The sequence below is a fragment of the uncultured Tateyamaria sp. genome (assembly GCF_947497045.1).
Lineage (GTDB): Bacteria > Pseudomonadota > Alphaproteobacteria > Rhodobacterales > Rhodobacteraceae > Tateyamaria.
Genome location: NZ_CANMEU010000004.1, coordinates 271,468 through 294,808, shown reverse-complemented (window position 1 = coordinate 294,808; position 23,341 = coordinate 271,468). Strand labels below are relative to the sequence as shown.

Annotated in this window: 22 protein-coding genes and 2 pseudogenes; 10 read left to right on the top strand and 14 right to left on the bottom strand. The window is 59.3% G+C overall.

Translation table 11 applies throughout. From position 1 onward, the window contains the following. The first annotated feature begins 9 nt into the window (after positions 1-9). From Q0859_RS10945 to Q0859_RS10935, 3 genes are all read left to right on the top strand, one after another. Positions 10-705: a tRNA (guanine(46)-N(7))-methyltransferase TrmB gene (locus Q0859_RS10945; RefSeq protein WP_299150964.1), complete on the top strand. Its 696-nt coding sequence runs from the start codon at positions 10-12 to the stop codon at positions 703-705. 129 nt (positions 706-834) lie between these two features. After that, the gene (gene aroA / locus Q0859_RS10940; protein WP_299150961.1) at positions 835-2,181 is read left to right on the top strand and encodes a 3-phosphoshikimate 1-carboxyvinyltransferase; all 1,347 of its coding nucleotides are present in this window, start codon (positions 835-837) and stop codon (positions 2,179-2,181) included. Further along, positions 2,181-2,804: a (d)CMP kinase gene (locus Q0859_RS10935; protein WP_299150958.1), complete on the top strand. Its 624-nt coding sequence runs from the start codon at positions 2,181-2,183 to the stop codon at positions 2,802-2,804. The genes aroA and Q0859_RS10935 overlap by 1 nt, the downstream gene beginning before the upstream one ends. On the opposite strand, the gene Q0859_RS10930 is transcribed toward Q0859_RS10935, so the two are convergent. From Q0859_RS10930 to Q0859_RS10920, 3 genes are all read right to left on the bottom strand, one after another. Beyond that, on the bottom strand, positions 2,777-3,241 hold the full coding sequence (locus Q0859_RS10930; RefSeq protein ID WP_299150956.1) for a hypothetical protein: 465 nt from the start codon (positions 3,239-3,241) through the stop codon (positions 2,777-2,779). The genes Q0859_RS10935 and Q0859_RS10930 overlap by 28 nt on opposite strands. Before the next feature lie 117 nt (positions 3,242-3,358). Then, positions 3,359-4,153: a tryptophan synthase subunit alpha gene (trpA, locus tag Q0859_RS10925; protein WP_299150954.1), complete on the bottom strand. Its 795-nt coding sequence runs from the start codon at positions 4,151-4,153 to the stop codon at positions 3,359-3,361. 59 nt (positions 4,154-4,212) lie between these two features. Further along, a complete protein-coding gene (locus Q0859_RS10920; RefSeq protein WP_299150951.1) occupies positions 4,213-4,701 on the bottom strand; it encodes an acyloxyacyl hydrolase in 489 nt (162 codons plus the stop codon). Between the two features lie 182 nt (positions 4,702-4,883). Between Q0859_RS10920 and ychF the strand changes: the two genes are divergently transcribed. Beyond that, complete coding sequence (ychF, locus tag Q0859_RS10915; protein ID WP_299150948.1) at positions 4,884-5,981, top strand: redox-regulated ATPase YchF; 1,098 nt, start codon at positions 4,884-4,886, stop codon at positions 5,979-5,981. A gap of 56 nt (positions 5,982-6,037) precedes the next feature. Here the strand turns inward: ychF and Q0859_RS10910 are convergent, their stop codons facing one another. The 6 genes from Q0859_RS10910 to hutI are packed head-to-tail and all read right to left on the bottom strand — an operon-like array spanning position 6,038 to position 12,625. Further along, complete coding sequence (locus Q0859_RS10910) at positions 6,038-6,319, bottom strand: hypothetical protein (RefSeq protein WP_299150946.1); 282 nt, start codon at positions 6,317-6,319, stop codon at positions 6,038-6,040. Between the two features lie 51 nt (positions 6,320-6,370). Continuing rightward, positions 6,371-7,411, bottom strand: a complete 1,041-nt coding sequence (locus Q0859_RS10905) for an aromatic ring-hydroxylating dioxygenase subunit alpha (protein WP_366523197.1) — start codon at positions 7,409-7,411, stop codon at positions 6,371-6,373. 3 nt (positions 7,412-7,414) lie between these two features. Continuing rightward, positions 7,415-9,085, bottom strand: coding sequence for a urocanate hydratase (hutU, locus tag Q0859_RS10900; RefSeq protein ID WP_299150938.1), 1,671 nt, complete (start codon positions 9,083-9,085; stop codon positions 7,415-7,417). Continuing rightward, positions 9,082-9,897: an N-formylglutamate deformylase gene (hutG, locus tag Q0859_RS10895; RefSeq protein WP_299150936.1), complete on the bottom strand. Its 816-nt coding sequence runs from the start codon at positions 9,895-9,897 to the stop codon at positions 9,082-9,084. The genes hutU and hutG overlap by 4 nt, the downstream gene beginning before the upstream one ends. Further along, complete coding sequence (hutH, locus tag Q0859_RS10890; RefSeq protein ID WP_299150934.1) at positions 9,894-11,435, bottom strand: histidine ammonia-lyase; 1,542 nt, start codon at positions 11,433-11,435, stop codon at positions 9,894-9,896. Before hutH ends, hutG begins: the two co-directional genes overlap by 4 nt. After that, complete coding sequence (gene hutI / locus Q0859_RS10885) at positions 11,432-12,625, bottom strand: imidazolonepropionase (protein ID WP_299150931.1); 1,194 nt, start codon at positions 12,623-12,625, stop codon at positions 11,432-11,434. Before hutI ends, hutH begins: the two co-directional genes overlap by 4 nt. Before the next feature lie 76 nt (positions 12,626-12,701). Here hutI and Q0859_RS10880 point away from each other — a divergent pair, with 76 nt between their 5' ends. After that, positions 12,702-14,066, top strand: coding sequence for a formimidoylglutamate deiminase (locus Q0859_RS10880; RefSeq protein WP_299150928.1), 1,365 nt, complete (start codon positions 12,702-12,704; stop codon positions 14,064-14,066). Then, positions 14,063-14,764 (top strand): GntR family transcriptional regulator, encoded by a 702-nt coding sequence (locus tag Q0859_RS10875; RefSeq protein WP_299150927.1) that lies wholly within the window; start codon positions 14,063-14,065, stop codon positions 14,762-14,764. The genes Q0859_RS10880 and Q0859_RS10875 overlap by 4 nt, the downstream gene beginning before the upstream one ends. Positions 14,765-14,861: 97 nt before the next feature. Here Q0859_RS10875 and Q0859_RS10870 read toward each other — a convergent pair. From Q0859_RS10870 to hmgA, 4 genes and pseudogenes are all read right to left on the bottom strand, one after another. Continuing rightward, positions 14,862-15,089 (bottom strand): annotated as a pseudogene (locus Q0859_RS10870) (pseudouridine-5'-phosphate glycosidase); the annotation flags it as partial. Between the two features lie 120 nt (positions 15,090-15,209). After that, the gene (gene fahA / locus Q0859_RS10865) at positions 15,210-16,460 is read right to left on the bottom strand and encodes a fumarylacetoacetase (RefSeq protein ID WP_299150923.1); all 1,251 of its coding nucleotides are present in this window, start codon (positions 16,458-16,460) and stop codon (positions 15,210-15,212) included. Between the two features lie 10 nt (positions 16,461-16,470). After that, on the bottom strand, positions 16,471-17,112 hold the full coding sequence (gene maiA / locus Q0859_RS10860) for a maleylacetoacetate isomerase (protein WP_299150921.1): 642 nt from the start codon (positions 17,110-17,112) through the stop codon (positions 16,471-16,473). Then, positions 17,112-18,461 carry a homogentisate 1,2-dioxygenase gene (gene hmgA, locus Q0859_RS10855; RefSeq protein ID WP_299150919.1) on the bottom strand — a complete coding sequence of 450 codons (1,350 nt, stop codon included), beginning with the start codon at positions 18,459-18,461 and terminating at the stop codon, positions 17,112-17,114. Before hmgA ends, maiA begins: the two co-directional genes overlap by 1 nt. A 220-nt stretch (positions 18,462-18,681) precedes the next feature. Here hmgA and Q0859_RS10850 point away from each other — a divergent pair, with 220 nt between their 5' ends. The 4 genes and pseudogenes from Q0859_RS10850 to Q0859_RS10830 all read left to right on the top strand — a co-directional run bounded on the left by Q0859_RS10850 (position 18,682) and on the right by Q0859_RS10830 (position 22,019). Next, positions 18,682-19,119, top strand: a complete 438-nt coding sequence (locus Q0859_RS10850; RefSeq protein WP_299150916.1) for a MarR family winged helix-turn-helix transcriptional regulator — start codon at positions 18,682-18,684, stop codon at positions 19,117-19,119. Beyond that, positions 19,116-20,861 (top strand): annotated as a pseudogene (locus Q0859_RS10840) (CoA-transferase). Before Q0859_RS10850 ends, Q0859_RS10840 begins: the two are co-directional and overlap by 4 nt. A gap of 116 nt (positions 20,862-20,977) precedes the next feature. Further along, complete coding sequence (locus Q0859_RS10835) at positions 20,978-21,511, top strand: sulfatase-like hydrolase/transferase (RefSeq protein WP_299150909.1); 534 nt, start codon at positions 20,978-20,980, stop codon at positions 21,509-21,511. After that, positions 21,453-22,019, top strand: coding sequence for a sulfatase/phosphatase domain-containing protein (locus tag Q0859_RS10830; protein ID WP_299150907.1), 567 nt, complete (start codon positions 21,453-21,455; stop codon positions 22,017-22,019). Before Q0859_RS10835 ends, Q0859_RS10830 begins: the two co-directional genes overlap by 59 nt. A 47-nt stretch (positions 22,020-22,066) precedes the next feature. Here the strand turns inward: Q0859_RS10830 and kynU are convergent, their stop codons facing one another. Beyond that, complete coding sequence (gene kynU, locus Q0859_RS10825) at positions 22,067-23,323, bottom strand: kynureninase (RefSeq protein ID WP_299150904.1); 1,257 nt, start codon at positions 23,321-23,323, stop codon at positions 22,067-22,069. Positions 23,324-23,341 lie beyond the last annotated feature (18 nt).

The following is a 23,341-nucleotide window of genomic DNA, read 5'->3' as shown; positions in this document are numbered from 1 at the left end:
CGCCCGCCCATGACCAAACGCCCCCATCGTAATTTCTATGGCCGCCTGAAGGGCAAGACCCTTAAGAAGAGCCAGCGCGCCTATATCGCCGAGGATCTGGAGGCGCTGTCTCCGGGTGCCGTCAGTTGGGAGGACAATCCCGACCGGGCACCGCTTGATCTTGAGACGCTGTTTGGCGGCAAACCGGTCTGGCTTGAGGTCGGATTCGGGGGTGGCGAACATCTGGTGCATCAGGCTGCCGCCAATCCGGACGCCGGCATCATCGGGGCGGAACCCTATATCAATGGTGTTGCGATGTTGCTGGGCAAGATCCGCCGTGCGGATGTGTCAAACCTTGCGGTGCATCCCGGTGATGCGCGCGATTTGATGGATGTTTTGCCTGCCGCCAGTATTTCCCGTGCCTTTCTGCTTTATCCTGACCCATGGCCCAAGGCGCGCCATCACCGCCGCCGTTTTGTGACGCAAGAGCATCTTGTGCCGCTGGCCCGCGCAATGCAGCCCGGTGCCATGTTGCGGGTTGCGACGGACATTCCGGACTATGTGCGCCAGACCCTTGAGGAAGTACCACAGGCAGGCTTTGAGTGGTTGGCCGAGAGCCCTGCCGATTGGCGGGCGCCGTGGGAGGACTGGATCAGCACCCGTTATGAGCAAAAGGCGCTGCGCGAGGGCCGCGTGCCGCATTATCTTACGTTTCGCAGGCTCTAGTGCGATGAAGGGGCGCTGCCCCCGGCTGCGCCTCCCCCGCGGTATTTCTGGTCAAAAGAAGCTGGTCTGGACGCCGTCCATCGCGTTCGTTAGGTGTCGCTCCGAAGTTTCCAGACGTGAGAGTTTGCAATGTCCAGCCACGGTGATCCGATCCCCATGCAATCTGGTGCCAGCGCGCCGCTTTCGGGGGTTGCCGATGTGCCGGGCGACAAGTCGATTTCGCATCGCGCGTTGATCCTTGGGGCCTTGTCCGTGGGCGAGACGACCATTACCGGGTTGCTGGAAGGGCAGGATGTTCTGGACACCGGCCGTGCGATGGAGGCCTTTGGCGCTGAGGTCATTGATCATGGTGGCGGCAAGTGGTCGGTTCACGGCGTGGGTGTCGGCGGATTTGCGGAGCCGGATCAGGTGATTGATTGCGGCAATTCCGGCACCGGTGTGCGCCTGATCATGGGCGCGATGGCGACCTCGCCCATTTCGGCGACGTTTACGGGGGATGCGAGCCTCAACAAGCGGCCCATGGCCCGGGTGACCGATCCGCTGGCGCTGTTTGGCTGTCAGGCTGTGGGCCGCACGGGCGGGCGTTTGCCCATGACCCTGGTGGGTGCCGCTGACCCTGTGCCTGTGCGCTATGTGGTGCCGGTGCCTTCGGCGCAGGTGAAGTCGGCGGTGTTGCTGGCGGGGCTGAACGCACCCGGTGAGACGGTTGTGATGGAGGCCGAGGCCACGCGTGATCATACCGAGCGGATGCTGGCAGGTTTCGGTGCCGAGATCAGCACCGAGGTCACGAATGAAGGGCGGGTGATCACCCTCAAGGGCCGTCCCGAGTTGAAATCGCAGCATATCGATGTGCCGCGCGATCCGTCCTCGGCGGCCTTTCCCGTCTGTGCCGCGCTGATTGTGCCCGGATCGGACGTGTTGGTGCCCACGATCGGGCTTAACCCGACCCGTGCCGGTCTGTTTGCCACCCTGCGCGAGATGGGGGCCGATCTGACTTATGAAAACGAGCGCACCGAAGGCGGGGAGCCTGTGGCCGATTTGCGCGCCCGGTTCTCGCCCGACCTCAGGGGCATCGAGGTGCCCGCCCACCGCGCAGCCAGCATGATTGATGAATACCCGGTCCTGTCTGTGGTTGCGGCATTTGCCAAGGGCGACACGCATATGCCCGGTGTCAAGGAACTGCGCGTCAAGGAAAGCGACCGGATCGCGGCCATGGCCGATGGGTTGCGCGCAGCCGGTGTCGGGGTTGAGGATGGTCCGGACTGGTGGACCGTTATCGGGCAGGGTCACGGCAATGTCCGCGGCGGTGTGACCTGCGCCAGCCATCTGGATCACCGCATTGCGATGTCCTTTCTGGTGATGGGCATGGCGACCCAGAACCCCATGTCCGTCGATGATGGTGGGCCGATTGCGACCTCTTTCCCGATATTTGAGCCGTTGATGGCAGGCCTTGGCGCGAGCCTGAGCCGGTTGTGATGAACCCACCCCAACCTTTCACCGTGGCTATTGATGGCCCTGCTGCGGCGGGCAAGGGCACGATCAGCCGTGCGGTGGCGGAGCATTTCGGGCTGGCGCATCTGGATACCGGTTTGCTTTACCGTGCGGTCGGGGCGCAGGTTCTGGACGGGGTCGATCCGGTTGCCGCGGCCCGCACACTGGACCACGCCGCGCTGGAAAACCCGCGTTTGCGCACCGCTGATGTGGCCCAGGCCGCCAGCAAGATCGCGGTGATTCAGGAGGTGCGGGATGCCTTGTTCGATTTCCAACGCGCCTTTGCGCGCCGGGCCGGGGGCGCAGTGCTGGACGGGCGCGATATCGGCACGGTGATCTGCCCTCAGGCCGAAGCCAAATTATTTGTCACCGCCAGTGCGCCCGTGCGCGCGGCACGCCGGTGGAAAGAGCTACAGGCGCGCGGTGATCACAGCCCCTTTGAGGATGTGCTGGCCGATGTCGAAGCACGTGATGCGCGCGACAGCGCGCGTGCAGCCGCCCCCTTGCGTGCAGCAGAAGGGGCCTTGGTGCTTGATACCTCTGAGTTGACGATCAAGGCGGCGGTTTCGGCTGCTGTCGATTATGTGGCTGCGTTGCGCGCGGCCTGAGTATGCGCTGCCAGCGCCGCGTTCAGCGGATCGGAATCCACGATCACATAAGATGAGGACGAAATGCGCCATCGCTTGTCCCACCCACGCCGGATCACGGAGAACGTCGGGTAGGGCTGCTGCACCATCACTCCGCGGCTGATCAGCCGGGTTTCATGTGTTGCCGCCACTTCGGTCTCGCTGCGAAAGCTGGCGCTGACGCAATGGCGCGCCATGAGGGTAATCTCGTGCTTGTTCAGATGTGCGCGAACGGCCTGAAATGTCGTCTCCATACCCGGTGCCGTTGAAATAAGCCGTGAGCTTTCAAGCGTTTCCATGTGGTATGGCAACACAAAGCAGGCCAGAAAATCAGTAAACCTGTCCGACATGATCGCATTTCCGGTTCGATCCAGCAAATGCTCGGATATCTCATGTGCGCTTTGGGTCGGCTCTTGCATCGGGGGTCCACATCAGTTGACCGACTTTGTGTCAAGCCAGACCCCAAAAGCAACGAATTTTGCAATCTCTCGCTATGCGTGTGGGGTTTGAGCGGTTTTTTGCGCGGAACAATCTGCTCAGGCGGCGTGTGCCCCGTCGGCCAGCAATTTTACAAAGGCCAATACGTCATCCACGTTTTCACCTGCTGCGATCTTGCTCACGATGGCGGACCCGACCACGGCCCCGTCGGCCACGGATGCGATGGCGCGCGACTTGTCCGGTGTGTTGATCCCGAACCCGACGATCACAGGCAGATCGGTGGCCGCCTTGATGCGCGCCACTTCGGGGCCAACATTGGTCGCCTCGGCCTCGGCCGCGCCCGTGATCCCGGTGATCGAGACGTAATAGACAAAGCCCGACGTGTTTTGCAGCACACGTGGCAGGCGTTTGTCATCCGTCGTAGGGGTCGCAAGCCGGATAAAGTTCAATCCCGCCTTTTGGGCCGGAATGCACAATTCGCTGTCTTCTTCGGGGGGCAGGTCAACCACGATCAACCCGTCAATCCCGGCCTCTTTCGCATCCGTCAGAAAAGCATCCACGCCGCGCGAATAGATCGGATTGTAATACCCCATCAAAACGATGGGCGTGGTGTCGTCGGTTTGACGAAAGGCACGCGCCAGATCAAGGGTGCGTTGCAGTGTCATGCCGGCCCCAAGCGCGCGTTGCCCGGCCAGTTGAATCGTGGGCCCGTCTGCCATCGGATCGGTGAAGGGCAGGCCAAGTTCGATGATATCCACGCCCGCGCCCGGCAAGCCCTTTACGACCTCAAGCGAACGGTCGTAGTCAGGGTCGCCCGCCATGATGTAGGACACAAATGCTTTGCGCCCCTCCGCTTTGAGGGCCGCGAATTTGGCGTCGATCCGGCTTGTCATCACACTCTCCGAGTTGGTCACCCTGACCTGCCCCAGAGGGCAGGAAAAGGCAAGCGCCCTCAGAATTTGACGTGATAACGGATGGAGTAGGAGTTCATGCCCGGATTATCGTCGGCAAGGCTTGCGTTCGACTTGTGCGAAATCGCTGCCGAAACGGCGCGCCCATTGTCGAATTGGTAGCCAAGACCCAGAAGCGAGCGGAACTCGAAAGAGGAGCCAAGATCGTTGCCATCTGTGCCTTCCTCGAAGAGGCCCGGCATGAGCGAGCTGTCGATGAACCAGCCATTGTCCCACTGCCAGCGGGTCCAAAGGCCCGCACCGATGAACACATCCCCTTCACCCGATACGCTGGCGTTGGCCCCGAACGCGTGCGAACGGACCCGTTTCTGCACAAAGGGTGTGTGGCGGTATTCGAAGTCGAACACGGCGCTGTCTTCGCCGCCTTCTCCAAAATCCGTTGCTCCAAGCGCAAATGTGAGTTCCTGCGCAGAAGCCGGAGCTGAAAGTGCCAGAAGGGATGAAACGACGGCAACACAAAAACGAGTCATGCGGTTGCTCCTGCATGTAATGAGATGAAAGAATCGCATGGAAGGATGCGTGTACCCGGCAGTGATAATGGTTTTTATCGTTTGGTTCCAAGCGTCTCTTCCAGATTTTTGCTGACCTGTCACCGTCTTGCACCTATTGGCACGCCTGCTAGAAGCAGGCCAACCTGATCAGTGAGGACGCTATGGGCTTTAAGATGGGAATCGTGGGGCTGCCCAATGTGGGCAAATCGACCCTGTTCAATGCGTTGACCAAGACGGCTGCGGCGCAGGCGGCCAACTTTCCGTTCTGCACCATTGAGCCCAATGTGGGCGAAGTGGCTGTGCCTGATGATCGCCTAGATAAACTCGCTGCGATTGCCTCGTCCAAATCCATCATTCCCACCCGTATGACCTTTGTAGATATCGCAGGGCTGGTCAAAGGGGCCTCCAAAGGGGAGGGCCTTGGCAACCAGTTCCTTGCCAACATCCGCGAGGTTGACGCCATCGCCCATGTGTTGCGCTGTTTCGAGGACGGCGATGTGACCCATGTCGAGGGCCGCGTGGATCCCGTGGCGGACGCGGAAACCATCGAGACCGAGTTGATGCTGGCCGATATCGAAAGTATCGAAAAGCGGTTGCAGAACATCGTGCGCAAGGTGCGCGGCGGTGACAAGGAAGCGGTGCAACAGGAACGCCTGATGCGTCTGGCTCTGGCGGCCTTGGAAGAGGGCAAACCCGCCCGTCTGGTCGAGGTGGACGCGGATGATCTGCGCGCCTGGAACATGCTGCAATTGTTGACTACGAAACCTGTGCTTTATGTCTGCAACGTGGGCGAGGCTGAAGCGGCCGAGGGCAATGCCCATTCCGCAGCGGTGGCTGAAATGGCTGCCGCGCAGGGCAACGCCCATGTCATCATCTCCGCCCAGATCGAAGAAGAGATCAGCCAGCTTGAGGCTGACGAGGCGGTGATGTTTCTGGACGAGATGGGCCTGTCGGAGGCTGGATTGGATCGCCTGATCCGCGCAGGGTACGCATTGCTGCATCTTGAGACCTACTTCACCGTTGGCCCCAAAGAGGCGCGCGCGTGGACGATTGCGTCGGGCACCTCTGCGCCCAAGGCCGCTGGCGTGATCCACGGCGACTTTGAAAAGGGCTTTATCCGGGCCGAAACCATCGCCTACGATGATTTTGTGACCCTTGGCGGTGAGGGTCCGGCCAAAGAGGCGGGCAAGATGCGTGCCGAGGGCAAAGGGTATATCGTCAAGGACGGCGATGTGCTGCACTTCCTGTTCAACACCTAACCCGCAATGGCGATGCGGTGGTGGTTGCATGGTACGACTGGAATGATCCATCCATCTCAGGGGAGAAACGGTTTGATTATCTGCTGGCCGCGACAGGGCGCAAACCCAATCTGGACAATATCGCGCTGGAACACACATTGTTTGTCCTGAACGATGGGGGTATCCCTGATATCACAGACTGGATCGGTCAATGTCTTGACCGCCTTAGCGCCGCATTTGAACACGTGCTGGGCCATGATGGTGGGCTGCCAGGCGATGTCAGCGCCGACGCCAGACAATTTGCGCATCATTAGGTGGGCATGCCCGTGCATCAACTTGCCGCTGTCGGTCAAACCCAAACGCAGTGATGCCTTGCGGTTTGACACACCGCCTTTTCCAGGTATCCGGCGTTACTCGGCCATCTGGCGATCAACCTGCTGTTCTTCGTTGATCATGGCCTGTAGCTGGCGGCGGAACCGCAATTGCCCGCCATCAATGGGCAGGTCGATGTGGGGTGAGGTCTTGTTGCTCATGCCCTTTTGCACTTCGTTCAGAACGGCACGGTCTTCCTCAAAGGCGTGCTGCACGTCCTCCGACATCATTTTGGACAGGTCCTCATCCTCTGGGCGGATGTTGCGCAGCTGGAACCAGTAGTAGCGCGTCCTTCCCTCATCGGTGGGTGTCATAAAGTTGTAGCTGTCCATAATGAAGGTCTGGTCATGCAACGGTCCATCGGGACCACCCGTGCCCGCAGGGGTGAACACGGCCTTGATTAACGCATGAGAGGGGTAACGGACCTCGTAGTGCTGCAAGCGGTCGCAGTTGCCCTCAAATTCCACCACTTTTTTGTAAAAAGGGGCTGGTTCGTGATCCATCATCCAGCGGTGCACGATCACGCCTTCCTCGGTTTTCTTGATCCGCAGGGGGGTATCTTTGGTCGCATCAGCGGCAAAGCTGCTTTGGTGGACCCATGCCACATGTGTCGGGTCCAGCAGGTTGTCGCACATCAGCAGATAGTTGCAGTCCAGTTCCATCGCGGCACCGCGATTGATGCCCCAGTCCGGGTTGTCGTAGTTTTCGATCTCGAAGATGTCCGACGGGTCGGCCAACGCAGCGTTGCCCATCCAGATCCAGACCAGCCCGTATTTCTCGTGCAAGGGATAGGCGCGGACCTTGGCGTTTGATGGAATGCTACCCGTTCCCGGTGCCCAGACACATTGGCCTGCGCAATTGAACGTTAGACCGTGATAGCCACATTCCACTGTGTCGCCCTTGATGCGCCCCTTGGACAGGGGGAGTTTACGGTGCGGGCAGGCGTCTTCCAGCCCAACCAGTTCTCCGGCCTCGGAGCGGAACACGCAGATCTTTTCGCCAAGCACCATGATCTGCTGCAATTCGCGGGTGATCTCGTGATCCCAGGCGGCGACGTACCAAGCGTTTTTCAAGAATATGAGTTATCTCCCCAGAATTCCGGGCAGATTCAGCCCTTTTTCCCGTGCGCAGTCCAGTGCGATATCGTAACCCGCGTCTGCGTGGCGCATCACGCCCGTGGCAGGATCGTTCCACAAGACGTTGGCGATCCGGCGGTCCGCGTCTTCGGTGCCGTCACAACAGATCACCATGCCGGAGTGCTGCGAGAAACCCATGCCCACGCCGCCACCGTGGTGCAGGGATACCCATGTCGCGCCGCCTGCGACGTTCAGCATCGCATTCAGGAGTGGCCAATCTGATACTGCGTCGGAGCCGTCCTTCATCGCCTCGGTTTCGCGGTTGGGCGAAGCGACCGATCCGCTGTCGAGGTGATCGCGACCGATCACAACCGGGGCGCTCAGCTCGCCGTTCCGCACCATTTCATTGAAGGCCAGACCAAGTTTATCGCGCAGGCCCAAACCGACCCAGCAGATGCGCGCAGGCAGGCCCTGAAATTCGATCCGCTCACGCGCCATATCCAGCCAATTGTGCAAATGCGGGTCGTCGATCAGCTCTTTGACCTTCGCGTCCGTCTTGTAGATGTCCTCTGGATCGCCAGACAGCGCGCACCAGCGGAACGGCCCAACCCCCCGGCAAAAAAGCGGGCGGATATAGGCCGGAACAAAGCCAGGGAAGGCAAAGGCGTTTTCCAGCCCTTCCTCCTGCGCGACCTGCCGGATGTTGTTACCATAATCCAGCGTTGGCACGCCTTGGTTCCAGAAGTCGACCATTGCCGCGACTTGCGTTTTCATCGAGGCGCGTGCGGCGTTCTCGACAGCCGCCGGATCGCTTTCCTGCTTGGCGCGCCATTCCGCGACGCTCCAGCCTTGTGGCAGGTAGCCGTGGATCGGATCGTGTGCCGAGGTCTGATCGGTGACTATATCCGGCTTGATGCCGCGTTTGACCAGTTCGGGAAAGACATCGGCCGCATTGCCGATCAGGGCCACAGATTTGGCTTCGCCCGCTGCCGTCCAGCGGTCGATCATGGCCAAGGCATTATCCAGATCGTGCGTTTTCTCATCCACATAGCGCGTGCGCAGGCGGAAATCAGCGCGGGTCTCGTCACATTCCACGGCCAGACAGCAGGCACCTGCCATGACAGCTGCCAAGGGTTGCGCGCCACCCATACCGCCAAGGCCGCCTGTCAAAATCCAGCGGCCTTTAAGGTTCCCGTCATAGTGCTGGCGACCGGCTTCCATGAAGGTCTCGTAAGTGCCCTGTACGATGCCTTGCGTGCCGATGTAGATCCACGACCCGGCGGTCATCTGGCCGTACATCGCAAGGCCCTTCTTATCCAGCTCGTTGAAGTGGTCCCAGTTGGCCCAATGCGGCACGAGGTTGGAGTTTGCAATCAACACGCGCGGTGCGTCTTTGTGCGTGTTGAAAACGCCCACGGGTTTGCCAGATTGGACCAGCAGAGTTTGCGTGTCCTCAAGGTCTTTTAGCGCAGCCACGATGGCATCAAAATCCTCCCAGGTCCGCGCGGCGCGGCCAATACCGCCGTACACGACCAGCTCGTGCGGGTTCTCGGCCACGTCAGGGTGCAGGTTGTTCATCAGCATCCGCATGGGTGCTTCGGTCAGCCAGCTTTTGGCTGTGATGTCGGTGCCGGTCGGGGGATAGATATCACGGAGGTTGTGGCGCGGATTGGTCATGTCTTCTCTCTCAAGCTAGGGGCGACACCTTCCAAAGCCATCAGGACATGGCTCAGGCGGTAGCGCAGTGCGGTCGCTTTTTCCTCGTCGTAGTCCCAAGGTGGGGTTTCAGTCGCCAGATACGTGGATTGGGCCAGTTCCATCTGGATCGCATGGATGCTTTGGTCAGGCCGGCCATACTGCCGCGTCGTCCAGCCCCCTTTGAACCGGCCATTGGTGATCTGGCTATAGGTGGGGTCTCTCGGATCGGCGACTGCGGAACAAGCGCGCTCCACGAGGTGTTCGATGGTCGAAGCGCAGGTCGTCCCATCATTGGTCCCGATATTGAAATCGGGCAGGGTTCCTTCAAACAAAAAAGGGATGCTTGATCTGATCGAGTGGCAATCATAGAGGATCGCGACGCCGTGAACCTCACGAACGCGGTCCAATTCTGCCTTCAATGCTGCGTGATAGGGCGCGTGAAACGCAGTACGGCGTGCGTCGATCTCCACGGGCGTGGGAGGCGCATTCCAAATCTCTGAACCATCAAAATCCGTGAGCGGTACAAGCGTTGTTGTGTTCTGACCGGGATAGAGGCTCACGCCGCTTGGATCGCGGTTGGCGTCGATGACGTAGCGATGGAAATTTGCCCTCACCGTTGTCGCACTGTCCAGCACTCCGTCATAGAGCTGGTCGATGTGCCAGTCCGTATCCGCAAGCTTGCGGCCATTCTCGTTAAGTTTGCACATGATGCCGTCAGGGACAAAGGTGCCCGTGTGCGGCAGCCCCAAAACGATAGGACTGTTGCCTTGGCTAACAGAAACCGGGTTCATTCAACCTGCCCTTTGACAAAAGCGGGCAGGTCTACGGCGGCGGCCAACGCACCGCTTTCCACCAGGCCCGCAGCCGCCTCGATTGCGGGCGCCATGTAGCGGTCTTCTGCAATGGTGGGCACGTCCGCGCGCAAGGTTGCCATGGCGGCCTGCAACGGCGCGCTGGTCTGCAACGGCGCGCGGAACTCAATGCCTTGCGCGCCGCACATGGCCTCGACCCCGAGGATTACGTTCAGGTTCGCGTTCATCCGCAACAGGCGACGCGCGGCGTGTGCGGCCATGCTCACGTGGTCTTCCTGATTGGCAGACGTGGGCGTGCTGTCGGTGGTGCAGGGGTTCGCCAAATGCTTGTTCTCGCTCATCAACGCGGCGGTGGTCACTTCGGCGATCATCAAACCAGAGTTGAGCCCCGGATCAGGGGTCAGGAAAGGCGGCAGGTCGAATGACAGGGTCGGGTCCACCATAAGCGCCACGCGTCGCTGTGCGATCGCGCCGATTTCGGACACCGCAACCGCGATCTGATCTGCCGCAAAACCCACGGGTTCGGCATGAAAATTCCCGCCCGAGACAATCAGGTCGTTATCCACCAGCACCAGCGGGTTGTCGGTCACGGCGTTTGCCTCAATCTCCAGCGTGCGGCCCGCAAAATGCAGCAGGTCCATCGCGGCACCGGTCACCTGTGGCTGGCAGCGGATGCAATAGGGGTCTTGCACGCGGGTGTCGCCGTCGCGGTGGCTTTCGCGGATTTGCGAGCCTTCCATGAGTGCCCGTTGCGCTCGTGCCACCGCGATCTGCCCGGCGTGCCCGCGCAGAGTGTGGATGGCGTCCTGCAAGGGCGCGGTTGATCCCATGATGGCATCGGTAGAGAGCGCGCACGTGACGACCGACGTGGCCGCATTGCGCCATGCGCCCCAAAGACCGACCAAGGCACACGCGGTTGAAAACTGCGTGCCATTGATGAGCGCCAAGCCTTCTTTTGGGCCCAACACGATAGGTGTGACGCCGGCCTTCGCAAGCGCATCCGCAGCAGTCATGCGCGTGCCTTCGAACACCGCTTCGCCTTCCCCGATCATGGCTGCGGCCATATGGGCAAGGGGGGCCAAGTCGCCGGATGCCCCGACCGAGCCTTGGCTGGGGATCACGGGGGTCACGCCGCGCGCCAGCATATCCTGAATGAGCTCAACCGTTGTCATTGCAACCCCGGAGGCACCACGTCCGAGCGACAGCAGCTTCAGGACCATCATCAGCCGGGTGGTGGCTTCATCCAACGCCTCACCCATGCCGCAGCAATGAGACAGGATCAGATTGCGCTGGAGGGTCGCCACATCCTTGGCCGCGATCTTGACGCTTGCGAGTTTGCCAAAGCCCGTATTGACGCCGTAAACCGCAGCCTCGCCATTGGCGGCCTTTGTCACCAACTCTTGCGCCGCCGAAATGCCCGCGTGCGAAGAAGGCTCAAGAACGACCGCGTGGCTATTGGTCCAAATGTCTTGCAGTTGGGCCAGAGTTGCCGCACCCGGCGTCAGAGTGACAGTCATAGCGACCCCTTGAAAATACGTTTGTGCAGCGGGTTGAAACCGATCCGATAAGCAAGCTCTGCCGGATGGGTCACGTCCCAGACGCACAGATCGGCGCGCGCGCCGGCCGCAATGCGCCCACGATCGGCAAGACCCAACGCGGTGGCGGCATGTGCTGTCAGGCCAAGCAAGGCCTCAAGCGGGGTCATGCGGAACAACGTGCAGGCCATGTTCATGGTCAAGAGCGGCGAGGCCAGCGGGGACGATCCGGGGTTGCAATCGGTGGCCAGCGCCATCGGCACACCATGGGTGCGGAAGGACTGGACCCGCGGCGCTTGCGTTTCGCGCAGGGTGTAGAACGCGCCGGGCAGAAGAACAGCGACCGTGCCTGACTTTGCCAATGCCTGCGCATCCGCGTCATTGGCATATTCCACATGGTCCGCACTCAGCGCGCCGTATTTTGCAGCCAACTGGGTGCCCCCAATATTCGACAACTGCTCGGCGTGCAGTTTGACGGGCAGCCCAAGCTCGACCGCCACGTCGAAAACACGGGCAATCTGGGCGGTGTCGAAGGCGATCCCTTCGCAAAAACCGTCCACGGCGTCCACCAGCCCTTCGGCATGGGCGGCACGTAATGTCGGAATGCAGATATCGTCGATATAGGTGTCTGGCTTTTCCTTGAACTCCGGAGGCACGGCATGCGCCCCCAGAAAACTGGTGCGAATGTCGACAGGACGGCGCGATGCGATCTGACGCGTGACGCGGAGCATTTTTAATTCTGTGTCGTGGTCGAGACCGTAGCCGGATTTCACCTCGATCAGAGTGACACCTTCGGCGATCAGGGCGTCCACACGAGTCAGCGCGTCCTCCAGAAGTTCATCCTCGGACGCGGTGCGCGTTGCGGATACCGTCGACACGATCCCACCACCAGCGCGCGCAACTTCTTCATAGCTAGCCCCGTTCAGCCGCAGCTCGAACTCTGCGGCGCGATTGCCGCCAAAGACCACGTGGGTGTGGCAGTCAATCAGGGCAGGGGTCACCAGCCTGCCACCAAGATTATGCGCCGACTCGTTCCGGTAGGTCGTTGGAATCGCGTCCACGCCACCGACCCAGGCGATTTGCGCGTCCCGCACGGCGATGACGCCGTCTTTGATCAGGCCGTAGTCGGTATCATTTTGCAGGGTGACGATCTGGGCATTTGTGAGAAGCATAAGCCGACTCGCTTGCTAAAGCTCATATTTATCGCTTTTATGTGTGCACATAATAACCCTGTCAAGCGGAGGTGTCATGCAAACGATTTGGGCCGAAACGGCCTTGCTGCCCACGGGATGGGCCTCTGATGTTGCCATCGACATTGATGCCAAAGGACACATCGCTGCAGTTCAGACGGATGCGCCGGAACGCGCGACGCGTATCGCCATGCTGCTGCCTGCACCGGTCAACGTACACAGCCATGCGTTCCAGCGTGCAATGGCCGGGCTGACAGAGCGGCGCGGCCCTGATCCAACCGACAGTTTCTGGACCTGGCGCCAGCTCATGTTCCGTTTTCTGGACCGCATGACGCCTGAGCATATCGAGGCAATCACGGCCTTTGTGCAGATGGAGATGCTGGAGGCGGGATACGGTTCGTCTGTCGAATTTCACTACCTGCATCACCAGCCCGGCGGCATTCCCTACGACAACATTTCAGAAATGTCGGAGCGAATCGTGGCCGCGTCTGATCAGTCTGGGTTGGGTCTATGTCTTTTGCCGGTGCACTATCAGTATGGCGGGTGCGACGGGCGTACCCTGACGGCGGGGCAGGTCCGGTTCGGCAATACGTTGGAGCAGTTTCAGAACCTTCATGCCGCGGCATCGTCCTGCATCAAAACGGGTGCACCCGATGCAGGCATTGGCGTTGCCCCGCACTCGCTGCGCGCGGTGGGGAGGGAGGACCTGAAGCGATACGCCCTGCTGTTTCCCAATGGCCCGATCCACATGCATCTGGCGGAGCAACAGGCCGAAGTTGCGGAGGTCGAACAGGCGTGGGGTGCGCGCCCTGTGGACTGGGTGCTGGAGCACATGGGGCTCGACCCGCGCTGGTGCCTTATTCACTGCACGCAGATGACCGCGCAAGAAACGGTCGCGCTTGTACGGTCCGGGGCCGTCGCGGGACTGTGTCCGATCACGGAAAGCAGCCTGGGTGATGGAATTTTCGATGGGGTGCGCTGGATGGACAACTCAGGTGCTATCTCCATCGGCTCTGACAGTAACATCCGTATCTCACTCAATGAAGAATTGCGGACCTTGGATTATTCGCAGCGTTTGCGAGATAACAGCCGGGCCGCTTTGGCGTCTCGCGACAAATCCACTGGTCGCCGCCTGTTTGACGAAGTTGTCAAGGGCGGCGCTCAGGCGTCGGGCCGCAAAACCGGGCGCATTGAAGTGGGGTACTGGGCCGACCTGTTCTCACTTGATACGTCGTCCGAGCATCTTTGGGGGCGTGACAAGGATACAGTTCTCGATTCTTGGATTTTCGCGGGCGATGACCGACTTGTTACGGATGTTTGGTCAGCGGGCCGACATATGGTTGCAAACGGCAAACACCTCCACCGTTCGCAGATTGTGGCAGCTTACAAGCGGACAATCGATGCGTTAAGGGATGCGATATGAACACACAGACCTTTCGCAATTGGCAGAGAGTTCAGGAAGAAGTGCTTCGGCGGATCCATGCTCGCGAATGGCTCCCGGGCGATCTGATCCCCAATGAGGCTGACCTGGCGATTGAGTTCGGTTGCGCGCGATCAACCGTGAACCGTGCATTGCGGTCATTGGCAGACAGCGGACTATTGGACCGCAGGCGAAAGGCCGGTACGCGTGTGGCTGCCGAACCGGTGGCCAAGGCAACGCTGAATATTGCCGTAATCCGACACGAGATCGAAGAGCATGGCGCAAGATACGGCTATATGCTGATCGCAAGATCGCTTGTTGCGCCTCCGCTCCATATCAGCGGCGCGATGCAGACCCAGCCAATGCAGGAGATGCTGCATGTACGAGCGCTGCACCTTGCAGACGAGACCCCGTATGCGTTTGAAGAAAGATGGGTCAATCCAAGCGTCGTCCCCGATGCGTTGTCCGAAGGGTTTGAAAAACTGAGCGCAAACGAATGGCTGTTGAAACATGCGCCCTATACCCACGGGGATATCGCATTTTCGTCTGTCCAGGCGGAGCCGGAGGTCGCTGAAATCCTAGATGTTCCCCCGCATAGTGCTTTGTTCGCTATTGACCGACTGACCTGGGACAATCAGGCATCTGTCACAAAGGTTTGCCTGCTGTTCGCACCCGGCTATAAACTGCGTACACAGATTTAGCGGCAGATGGGTGCCTGACGATGTGAGGCATCAGGTTCAACGGACGACTTGACCCAAGCTCGGCCCCTGCACCAAAAACGGGCAGGGTACTGAAAGGCTACACATGAAACGCGACAGCGATGCCAGCGGCCAACTGTGCATTGTTTTTGACCGGAGCAATGTTGGCTTTGAGGCTTTGCCCCTCTGAAAGCTCGAAGATGCGTTGCAGCCGGAAGGGTGTGATCGCCTTGCTGGAAATCCCCTGCGCGTCCATTTCTGATTGCGCGCGTTCTATGTAACCGTTGATGATATCGGACGGGATTTCATCCTGTGTCGGGATCGGGTTCCGGGGCGACGACATTGAGTGTTCAGATCACCCAAAGCAGTGTCTCGGCCTCAGAAAAAAAGCCCACTCTCCGAAGAGGGCGGGCATTCTGTTTTGTACCTGTGGCGAGCGTCGGTTGGCTTAGTCGAGGATCGGTGCCGGACGCAACGTGCCAGCACAGTCACCGAACCCTATTTTGTATCCGTCCCCTTTGGCCGCGCCGCGCAGGGTCAGGGTATCGCCGTCTTCAAGGAAGGTGCGCGTTTCGCCCGTGTCCAGTGTCAGCGGTTCCTTTCCGGCCCAACTGAGTTCCAGCAAGCTGCCACGGTTTTCCTTTTCGGGTCCGGAAATCGTGCCGGAGCCCAGCAAATCACCCACCCGCATCGGGCATCCGCTGGTGGTGTGATGCGTCAGCTGTTGGGCGGCCGAATAATACATCACGTTGTAATTCGTGCGCGACAGGATCGTCTCGACCTTGCCGTCGGGGGCCAGACCGACCTCAAGATCAATGTCATATAGCATCGGACCGGGTTCGGTGAGGTATGGCAGCAGTTCTTTCTCGCGCGGCGGGGTCGAGGCGCGGAACGGTTCGAGCGCGGCCTTGGTGACAATCCACGGGCTGATCGTGGTCGCCGTTGCCTTGGCCTGAAACGGGCCGAGCGGCTGGTATTCCCAGGCTTGGATGTCACGTGCAGACCAGTCGTTCAGCAGGACATAGCCGAAGATCATGTCATCGGCTTCTTGCACGCCCACGCGGCCTTTGGATGGTGTGCCGACAATTGCGCCCATCTCAAGCTCAAGGTCAAAACGCTTGGAGGCCTCAAAAACCGGCATGTCCATGTCGGGTGCTTTCAACTGGCCATTGGGGCGCGTGATGTTTGTGCCGCTGACCACGACCGACGATGCGCGCCCGTTATAGCCAATGGGTATGTGCAACCAGTTCGGCGGTAGGGCGTTGGCCGGATCGCGAAACAGCGAGCCGACGTTGAAGGCGTGATGCCGGCCCGCGTAGAAGTCGGTGAACTCCGTCACGATAAAGGGCATTTCTAGCGTAGCATTATTCATGGGAACCAGATGCGGCTCAAGCTCGGATTGCTCAGCGGCACCCTCTGCCAGCACCGACGTCAAATGAGCGCGAAAGCTGTTCCACACATCCGAGCCAAGAGCCATGAAATCATTCCACGTCCCGCGTGCAAAAACGCCGGTCTCGGGCAAGTCGAGCAATCCGATCTGTTCCAACGCGGTCACATCAAGAATTTGATCCCCGATGGCAACACCAGCATGCAGGCCGCTGCCTGACGTGTGAAACGCACCATAAGGCAAGTTGTTAAGCGGGAAGTCGGTATCGGGCGAATTGGCGCTTTCGACCCAGGAGCGGAGTAGCTGTGTCATTGGATGTCCTTCAGTTCGAATCTGGCTGTTTTTCGGGGCGCGCGACGTCAAAGGCCGGCAGCTTGAGGGCTTGCTCTTCTATTTTGAGCAGGCGGGCAAAGGGTGTCATGTCAACGCCCCAGCGATGTGCATTGTAAAGCTGCGCGACGAGGCAGATGTCGCACAGCAGCGGTGTCTCCGCGAAGCTGAAGGCAGGGCCATCCGGCAGCAGCGCCTGATAGGCGTGAAACCCTTCGGTCATCCAGTTGCGCATCCAGGCGATGCCTTGATCGGCGCTCAATCCGTGTTCGGACTTCAGGCGGTTCACGACCTTGAGGTTGTTCACCGGATGGATGTCCAGCGCGATGGCCTGCGCTGCGGCCAGAACCCGCGCCCGTAACAGTGGGTCTTCCGGCAAAAGCGCGGGATCGGGGGCGACGTGATCCAGATAGTCGAGGATCGCCAGCGATTGCGTCAGCACGGTGCCGTCCTCCAGCACCAGCGTCGGCACACCCTTGCTCGGGTTCTTGGCCACATATTCCGCCGCGCGCTGATCGCCCGCGACGAGATCCACTGGGACTGTCTCGTAAGACAGTCCCTTGAGGTTGAGCGCCACCCGCACCCGGTAGGATGTGGTGGAGCGCCAATAGGAATAAAGCGTCAGCGTGCCCATCACTTCTTGCCCGGCGTGCCGTCAAACTTCTTCTCCATATCCGCCCAGCAATCGATGTAGTCGTCCTGCAACGGGGCTTCCTTGCCTGCGAACGGGGTCAGTTGCTGCGGAAAACGTGTCTCGAACATGAAGGACATGGTGTTGTCCAGTTTGTCCGGGCCGAGGTTGGCATTGGATGCTTTCTCGAATGCTTCACGATCAGGCCCGTGGGGCAGCATCATGTTGTGCAGACTGACGCCACCGGGGACAAAGCCCTGCGGCTTGGCATCATATTGACCGTAAATGTTGCCCATCATCTCTGACATAATGTTCTTGTGGTACCACGGCGGGCGGAACGTATCTTCCATCACCATCCAGCGTTCGCGGAACAGCACGAAGTCGATGTTTGCAGTGCCCGGCTGGCCGGATGGCGCAGTCAGAACGGTGAAGATCGATGGGTCTGGATGGTCGAACAGGATCGCGCCGACAGGGCAGTAGTTGCGCAGATCGTATTTGTAGGGCGCATAGTTGCCGTGCCATGCCACAACGTCGAGCGGGCTTTGACCGATCTTGGTTTCATGGAACTGGCCGCACCATTTGACCGTCACGGTGGAAGGCACTTCGCGGTCCTCGAACGCCGCAACAGGCGCTTTGAAATCACGTGGGTTGGCCATGCAGTTGGCCCCGATGGGCCCGCGGCCCGGCAGTTCGAATTTCTGACCGTAATTTTCGCAGACAAAGCCGCGCGCTGGCCCTTCGAGAACCTCGACGCGGTACACAAGGCCGCGCGGCAGGATGGCGATTTCCTTGGGTTCAAGGTCGATGATCCCAAGCTCGGTCGCAAAGCGCAGCCGGCCTTCCTGTGGAACCACCAGCATCTCGCTGTCGGCGGAAAAGAAATAGGCGTCCTGCATGGATTCCGTCACCAGATAGACGTGAGACGCCATACCCACCTGCGTGTTTACGTCCCCTGCGGTGGTCATTGTGCGCATGCCTGTCAGCCATGTCAGCGGCGTGTCCGTATGCGGGATTGGATCCCAACGGTACTGGCCCAAAGAGGTCACATCGGGGTGAATGTCGGGCGCAGAACGCCAATATGGCAGGTCAGTTTTTTCATAGCGATGGCTGTGTTTCACCGACGGGCGGATACGGTAGCACCACGTGCGTTCAGGGCGCACATCGGTGAAAGCGGTGCCGGAAAGCTGCTCTCCGTAAAGGCCATAGTTGCACTTTTGCGGGCTGTTCATGCCTTGGGGAAGGGCATCGGGCAGGGCTTCGGTCTCGAAATCATTGCCGAACCCCGGCATGTACCCCGGTGTGGTGGTGGTGCCGTCGGCCTGAACCAAAGGGCTGATAACTGCGTCTTTCATGGCATGTCTCCTTGCGTTTCAACGGATCGGCACTGCGGCAACGTGTGGTGCGTTCAAACCCGTTTTAACGGGCGGCTGAAAATTCGTTTCACTTGCAACGATTAACATTTTGTGGAAAAGTGAGTCAAGATCATTTCATGTGCAACGAAATCAAAGGCACTAGATTCACATGACATCAAGCGGTTTCAATCTGTCCGAATTTCTGCCCTACAAACTGTCGGTGCTGTCGTCGCGCGTCACCAAAATGCTTTCGAAAGTCTATAGCGAAGAATACGGTTTTTCGACGCCTGAATGGCGCGTCCTCGTGCACGTCGCGCGCCGCGAAAAAATGTCTGTTCGTGAAATCCACGACAGCGTTTATCTTGAAAAGCCAAGCGTCAGCCGAGCCGTTGCCAAGCTTGAACAAGCGGGGCTGTTGGCAAAGTCGACCTGCGATGCGGATCATCGCCTTGTTGAGATCGAGATTACCGATGCCGGGCTAAAAGTCTTTAACGCGATTGTCCCGGACGCACTGTCTTTTGAAGCTGCGCTGCTTGAGGCCTTTACCCTCAAGGAAAGGCAGGACCTGCATCATCTGCTCTTGCGTCTGCAAGATGCCTTGGATCGGCAAGCGGAGCCTGTGGTGCAGCAAAGTCCAAAATCGAGGGCAGATACATGAAGGCAAGCAAGGTCGTTTCCCCATCTGAGGCCGCCGCCCTGATCAAGGACGGTGACACGATCACGACGTCTGGTTTTGTGGGTATCGGTGTCCAGGACGAACTGCTGGCTGCCGTTGAAGATCGATTTGTCCAGACCGGGCATCCGCGTGACCTGTCCTTGGTTTTTGCAGCAGGGCAGGGCGACGGCAAGGAACGTGGCCTGAACCGGCTTGGCCATGAAGGCCTGTTGAAACGGGTTGTCGGCGGTCATTGGGGTCTGATCCCCAAGGTCGCAAAACTGGCAACGGAGGGCAAGATCGAGGGTTGGAACCTGCCGCAGGGCGTGATCAGCCAACTTTATCGCGATATCGCGGCGGGCAAGCCGGGGCTGCTGTCGAAAATGGGGTTGGAGACCTTTGTTGATCCGCGAAATGGTGGCGGGGCCGTCAACGACATCTCAACCGGACCCTAGGTTGAACTGATGGAATTGGGCGGCGAAGAGATTCTCTTCTACCCGTCGCAAAAACTGACCGTCGCCTTGCTGCGCGGCACGACAGCGGATGAGGCAGGTAATGTGACAATGGAGCGCGAGGCGCTGACCATCGACAACCTGGCCCAGGCCATGGCCGTGCATAACGCGGGCGGTGTGGTGATCGTGCAGGTGGAACGCGTGGCGCGTGCCGGGTCGCTGCCTGGTCGGGATGTGCACATTCCGGGCATTCTTGTGGACGCCATCATAGTCGCGAAACCGGAGAACCACGTGCAGACTTACAGGACCGTTTTCAGTCAGGCCTTCACCAACCGGATCAAACCACCTCTGGGCGAGATGCCCGTCATGCCGCTGGATGCGCGCAAGGTGATTGCGCGACGGTGCGCGTTTGAGCTGCCGGTCAATGGCGTCGTCAATCTGGGAATCGGGATGCCGGAAGGGGTTGCATCCGTCGCGGCTGAAGAGGGATTGCTGGAGCATCTGACGCTCACCGCAGAACCCGGCGTAATCGGAGGCCAGCCTGCCTCTGGCCTTGATTTTGGCGCGGCGGTCAACACCGATGCGGTGATCCCGCAGAACAACCAGTTTGATTTTTACGATGGCGGTGGCCTCGACATGACGTGCCTTGGGCTTGCGCAGGCGGATGCGGCAGGCAATGTGAATGTGTCGCGCTTTGGGTCCCGTCTGGCCGGGGCCGGCGGATTCATCAATATCAGCCAGAATGCCCGCGCCGTGGTCTTTGCGGGTACGTTTACCACGCAAGGGCTAGAGGTAGAGGTGCGTGAGGACGGTGTTGAGGTCCGCCAAGAGGGCAAGGCCCGGAAATTCTTGAACCATGTCGAGCAAATTTCCTTCTCCGGAGCGCGCGCGGCGCGTTTGGGTCAGCCGGTCCTGTATGTGACAGAGCGGTGCGTGTTTGAACTGACGCCAGACGGATTGAAACTGATTGAAGTCGCGCCCGGCATTGATCTGGAACGCGATATTCTACGCCTGATGGATGTGGACCCGATCATGGACGAGATCCGCCCAATGGATCCGCGCATCTTCCGCGCGGAGGAGATGGGTCTGCGCACCGATCTTCTGCACCTCGACTTGCCTGATCGCGTTGCAATCGACAGTAAAGTCGGGCAGCTGTTCCTGAATTTCGAGAAGATGCGCATTAGGACACAAGAAGAAATCCACCTTGTGCGCGATACTGTCGCCCGAACCTGCGAAGCGCATGGAAAGCGGGTTGATGTCATCGTGAACCGTCCAAATACAAGGATCATCTGAAGGCCCAAGGACATGAGGGGCACAATCCCTGGCACTCGGCCGCGAATTCGGGGCGAAGTGACGATGGCGATATCCTCTCAGGTTGGCTGTTAAAACACAGCAGTGAACCGGCTGCGGTGGCGGAAGAAGATTCCGAGACCCCCTACACCACAACCCGCGCAATCGAGTTCATGGAGCAGGCCAAAGAAGACAGCTGGTGTCTGCATCTGAGCTATATCAAGCCGCACTGGCCCTACATAGTGCCAGCCCCCTACCACGATATGTACAGTGAGGAGGACGTGCTGTCGGTGAAGCGATCTGAGGTTGAACTGGAGGACCCGCATCCCTTGATGGAGGCGTACTATGGCTATCGGTATTCGCAGGCCTTCAGCCGTGACGAGGTGCGCAAGGCTGTGATCCCTGCTTACATGGGGCTAATCACCCAGATTGATGACCAGATCGGACGGCTGATGACCTATTTGAAAGACAGCGGGCAGGCGCATGACACATTGATCGTGTTTACTTCGGATCACGGAGACTACCTTGGCGATCAGTGGATGGGCGAAAAAGGACCTCTTTTACGATCCATCCGCCCGTATCCCGATGATCATTGTGGATCCCAGCAAAGATGCGGAGGCGACGCGGGGGCAGGTCATCACAGACCTCACTGAGGCGATTGATCTTGCGCCAACGTTTGTGGAGTATTTTGGTGGCAAAGTGCCCGATCATATTCTGGAGGGGCGTTCGCTTTTGCCGTCCTTGCATGGCAAAACGATCCCACCCCGCGCCTACGCTATTTCTGAATATGACTATTCCACACGCGCGCATCTCAGGCACCTCAGCCCCAATGCCAAATCCTGCCTGTTGACGATGGTGTTTGACGGGCGGTGGAAGATGATTTGGGTCGAAGGGCATCGCCCGATGCTGTTTGATCTGGAAACTGACCCCGACGAGTTTGTCGATCTTGGCGCAAACGAAAAATACGCAAATGAAATTACGCGCCTCTCATCTGCGATGTTCGACTGGTCCCGCAGACAGCATAACCGCGTCACGCTGTCAGACGAAAAGATCGACACCCACATGTGCCATGATGATGCGGTTGAGGGTGTGTATCTTGGATTTTGGGACGAAGACGAACTCGCCGCCTGGAAGGCCGAACAAGAGCCGAAGCCAGAATGATCGAGGTACCCCCGCGCCCATAATCGCGTGGGGAGCGCCTGTTGGTGTTAAGTGACGGCGCGGCGCTCTTTGAACTCGGCGCGGTCCCATTCGCCTGTTTCCATGACCTCGCGCAGGTGCGACACCGAATCCCAGATGTCGACATAACGGACATAAGGTGCCGCAAACCCAAAGCGCAGGATGTCTGGCGCACGGAAGTCACCGACCACGCCACGCGCGATGACGGCCTGCATGATTGCATACCCGTTCTCATGGGTCAGCGACACCTGCGAGCCGCGCTGCTCTGCGTCTTTGGGGCTGGCCAGTGCGAAGCCCATGCCGCCAAGCTCTTGCTCGACCAGTGCGATGAACAAATCCCCGAGCGCCATATTTTTCTGGCGCAGCACGTTCATATCGACGTCCTCGAACACTTCCATCGCAGTTTCCAGCGCCAATGTGGCAAGTTGGGAGGCGGTGCCCGTCAACATCTGGTCGATGGTGGGATGTGGTTTGTAGTTCTGGGTAAAGGCGAACGGTTCGGCGTGTCCGTGCCAGCCGCGCAGGGGTTGGTTCATGGCTTCAAAGTGACGTTGGGCTACGAACACAAACGCAGGCGCACCTGGACCGCCATTGAGGTATTTGTAGCCACAGCCGACGGCAAAATCAGCGTTACAGGCGTTCAACTGCACAGGCAGGCATCCCGCAGAGTGGGCCAGATCCCAGATCACCAGCCCGCCAAGGTCTTGGGCGCGCTTGGTGATGCCAGTCATGTCATAGATGCGACCCGATTTGTAATGCACATGTGTCAGCTGCACGAGCGCGAGGTCCTGCCCTGCATCGTCAATGGCCTGCTCAACATCTTCGGGCATGACGCAACGCAACTCGCAGCCCATCATCTCGGCCACTTCGGTGTTGATATAGACATCCGTGGGGAAGTTCCCGATCTCGGACACGATGACCTTGCGGTCGGGGCGCATGCGCAGCGCGCCCACCAGCAGCTTGAACAGGTTGACGGAGATGGAGTCGCAAACGATCACCTCATCATCATCGGCCCCCAGAATACGTGCAATCGCAGTACCTGCGCGCTGTGGGGCAGGGTACCAATCGGTGTCGTTCCAGCTGCGGATTAACCCTTGTCCCCATTCCTTTTTGACCGCGACTTCCAGCCGCTCCATCACGCCACGTGGAAGAGCACCAAGGGAATTGCCATCCAGATAGATGTCATTGGCGGGTAATTCGAAGCGGTCGCGCAGGTGGGCGATGGGATCATCGCCATCCATTTTGATCGTATCAGCGCGGGTGATTTGTCCTGTCTGGGCGTTCAATGTGCTCTTCCTGATATG

Coding starts and splice junctions, on each gene's coding strand:
- hutG (WP_299150936.1), bottom strand. CDS start 9,897: ATGAACCCGGTTTCTGTTAGCCAAGGCAACAGTCCTATCGTTTTGGGG.
- hutI (WP_299150931.1), bottom strand. CDS start 12,625: ATGCTTCTCACAAATGCCCAGATCGTCACCCTGCAAAATGATACCGAC.
- hutH (WP_299150934.1), bottom strand. CDS start 11,435: ATGACTGTCACTCTGACGCCGGGTGCGGCAACTCTGGCCCAACTGCAA.
- Q0859_RS10880 (WP_299150928.1), top strand. CDS start 12,702: ATGCAAACGATTTGGGCCGAAACGGCCTTGCTGCCCACGGGATGGGCC.
- hutU (WP_299150938.1), bottom strand. CDS start 9,085: ATGACCAATCCGCGCCACAACCTCCGTGATATCTATCCCCCGACCGGC.
- Q0859_RS10945 (WP_299150964.1), top strand. CDS start 10: ATGACCAAACGCCCCCATCGTAATTTCTATGGCCGCCTGAAGGGCAAG.
- trpA (WP_299150954.1), bottom strand. CDS start 4,153: ATGACAAGCCGGATCGACGCCAAATTCGCGGCCCTCAAAGCGGAGGGG.
- fahA (WP_299150923.1), bottom strand. CDS start 16,460: ATGACACAGCTACTCCGCTCCTGGGTCGAAAGCGCCAATTCGCCCGAT.
- aroA (WP_299150961.1), top strand. CDS start 835: ATGTCCAGCCACGGTGATCCGATCCCCATGCAATCTGGTGCCAGCGCG.
- Q0859_RS10930 (WP_299150956.1), bottom strand. CDS start 3,241: ATGCAAGAGCCGACCCAAAGCGCACATGAGATATCCGAGCATTTGCTG.
- Q0859_RS10875 (WP_299150927.1), top strand. CDS start 14,063: ATGAACACACAGACCTTTCGCAATTGGCAGAGAGTTCAGGAAGAAGTG.
- ychF (WP_299150948.1), top strand. CDS start 4,884: ATGGGCTTTAAGATGGGAATCGTGGGGCTGCCCAATGTGGGCAAATCG.
- maiA (WP_299150921.1), bottom strand. CDS start 17,112: ATGGGCACGCTGACGCTTTATTCCTATTGGCGCTCCACCACATCCTAC.
- Q0859_RS10935 (WP_299150958.1), top strand. CDS start 2,181: ATGAACCCACCCCAACCTTTCACCGTGGCTATTGATGGCCCTGCTGCG.
- hmgA (WP_299150919.1), bottom strand. CDS start 18,461: ATGAAAGACGCAGTTATCAGCCCTTTGGTTCAGGCCGACGGCACCACC.
- Q0859_RS10920 (WP_299150951.1), bottom strand. CDS start 4,701: ATGACTCGTTTTTGTGTTGCCGTCGTTTCATCCCTTCTGGCACTTTCA.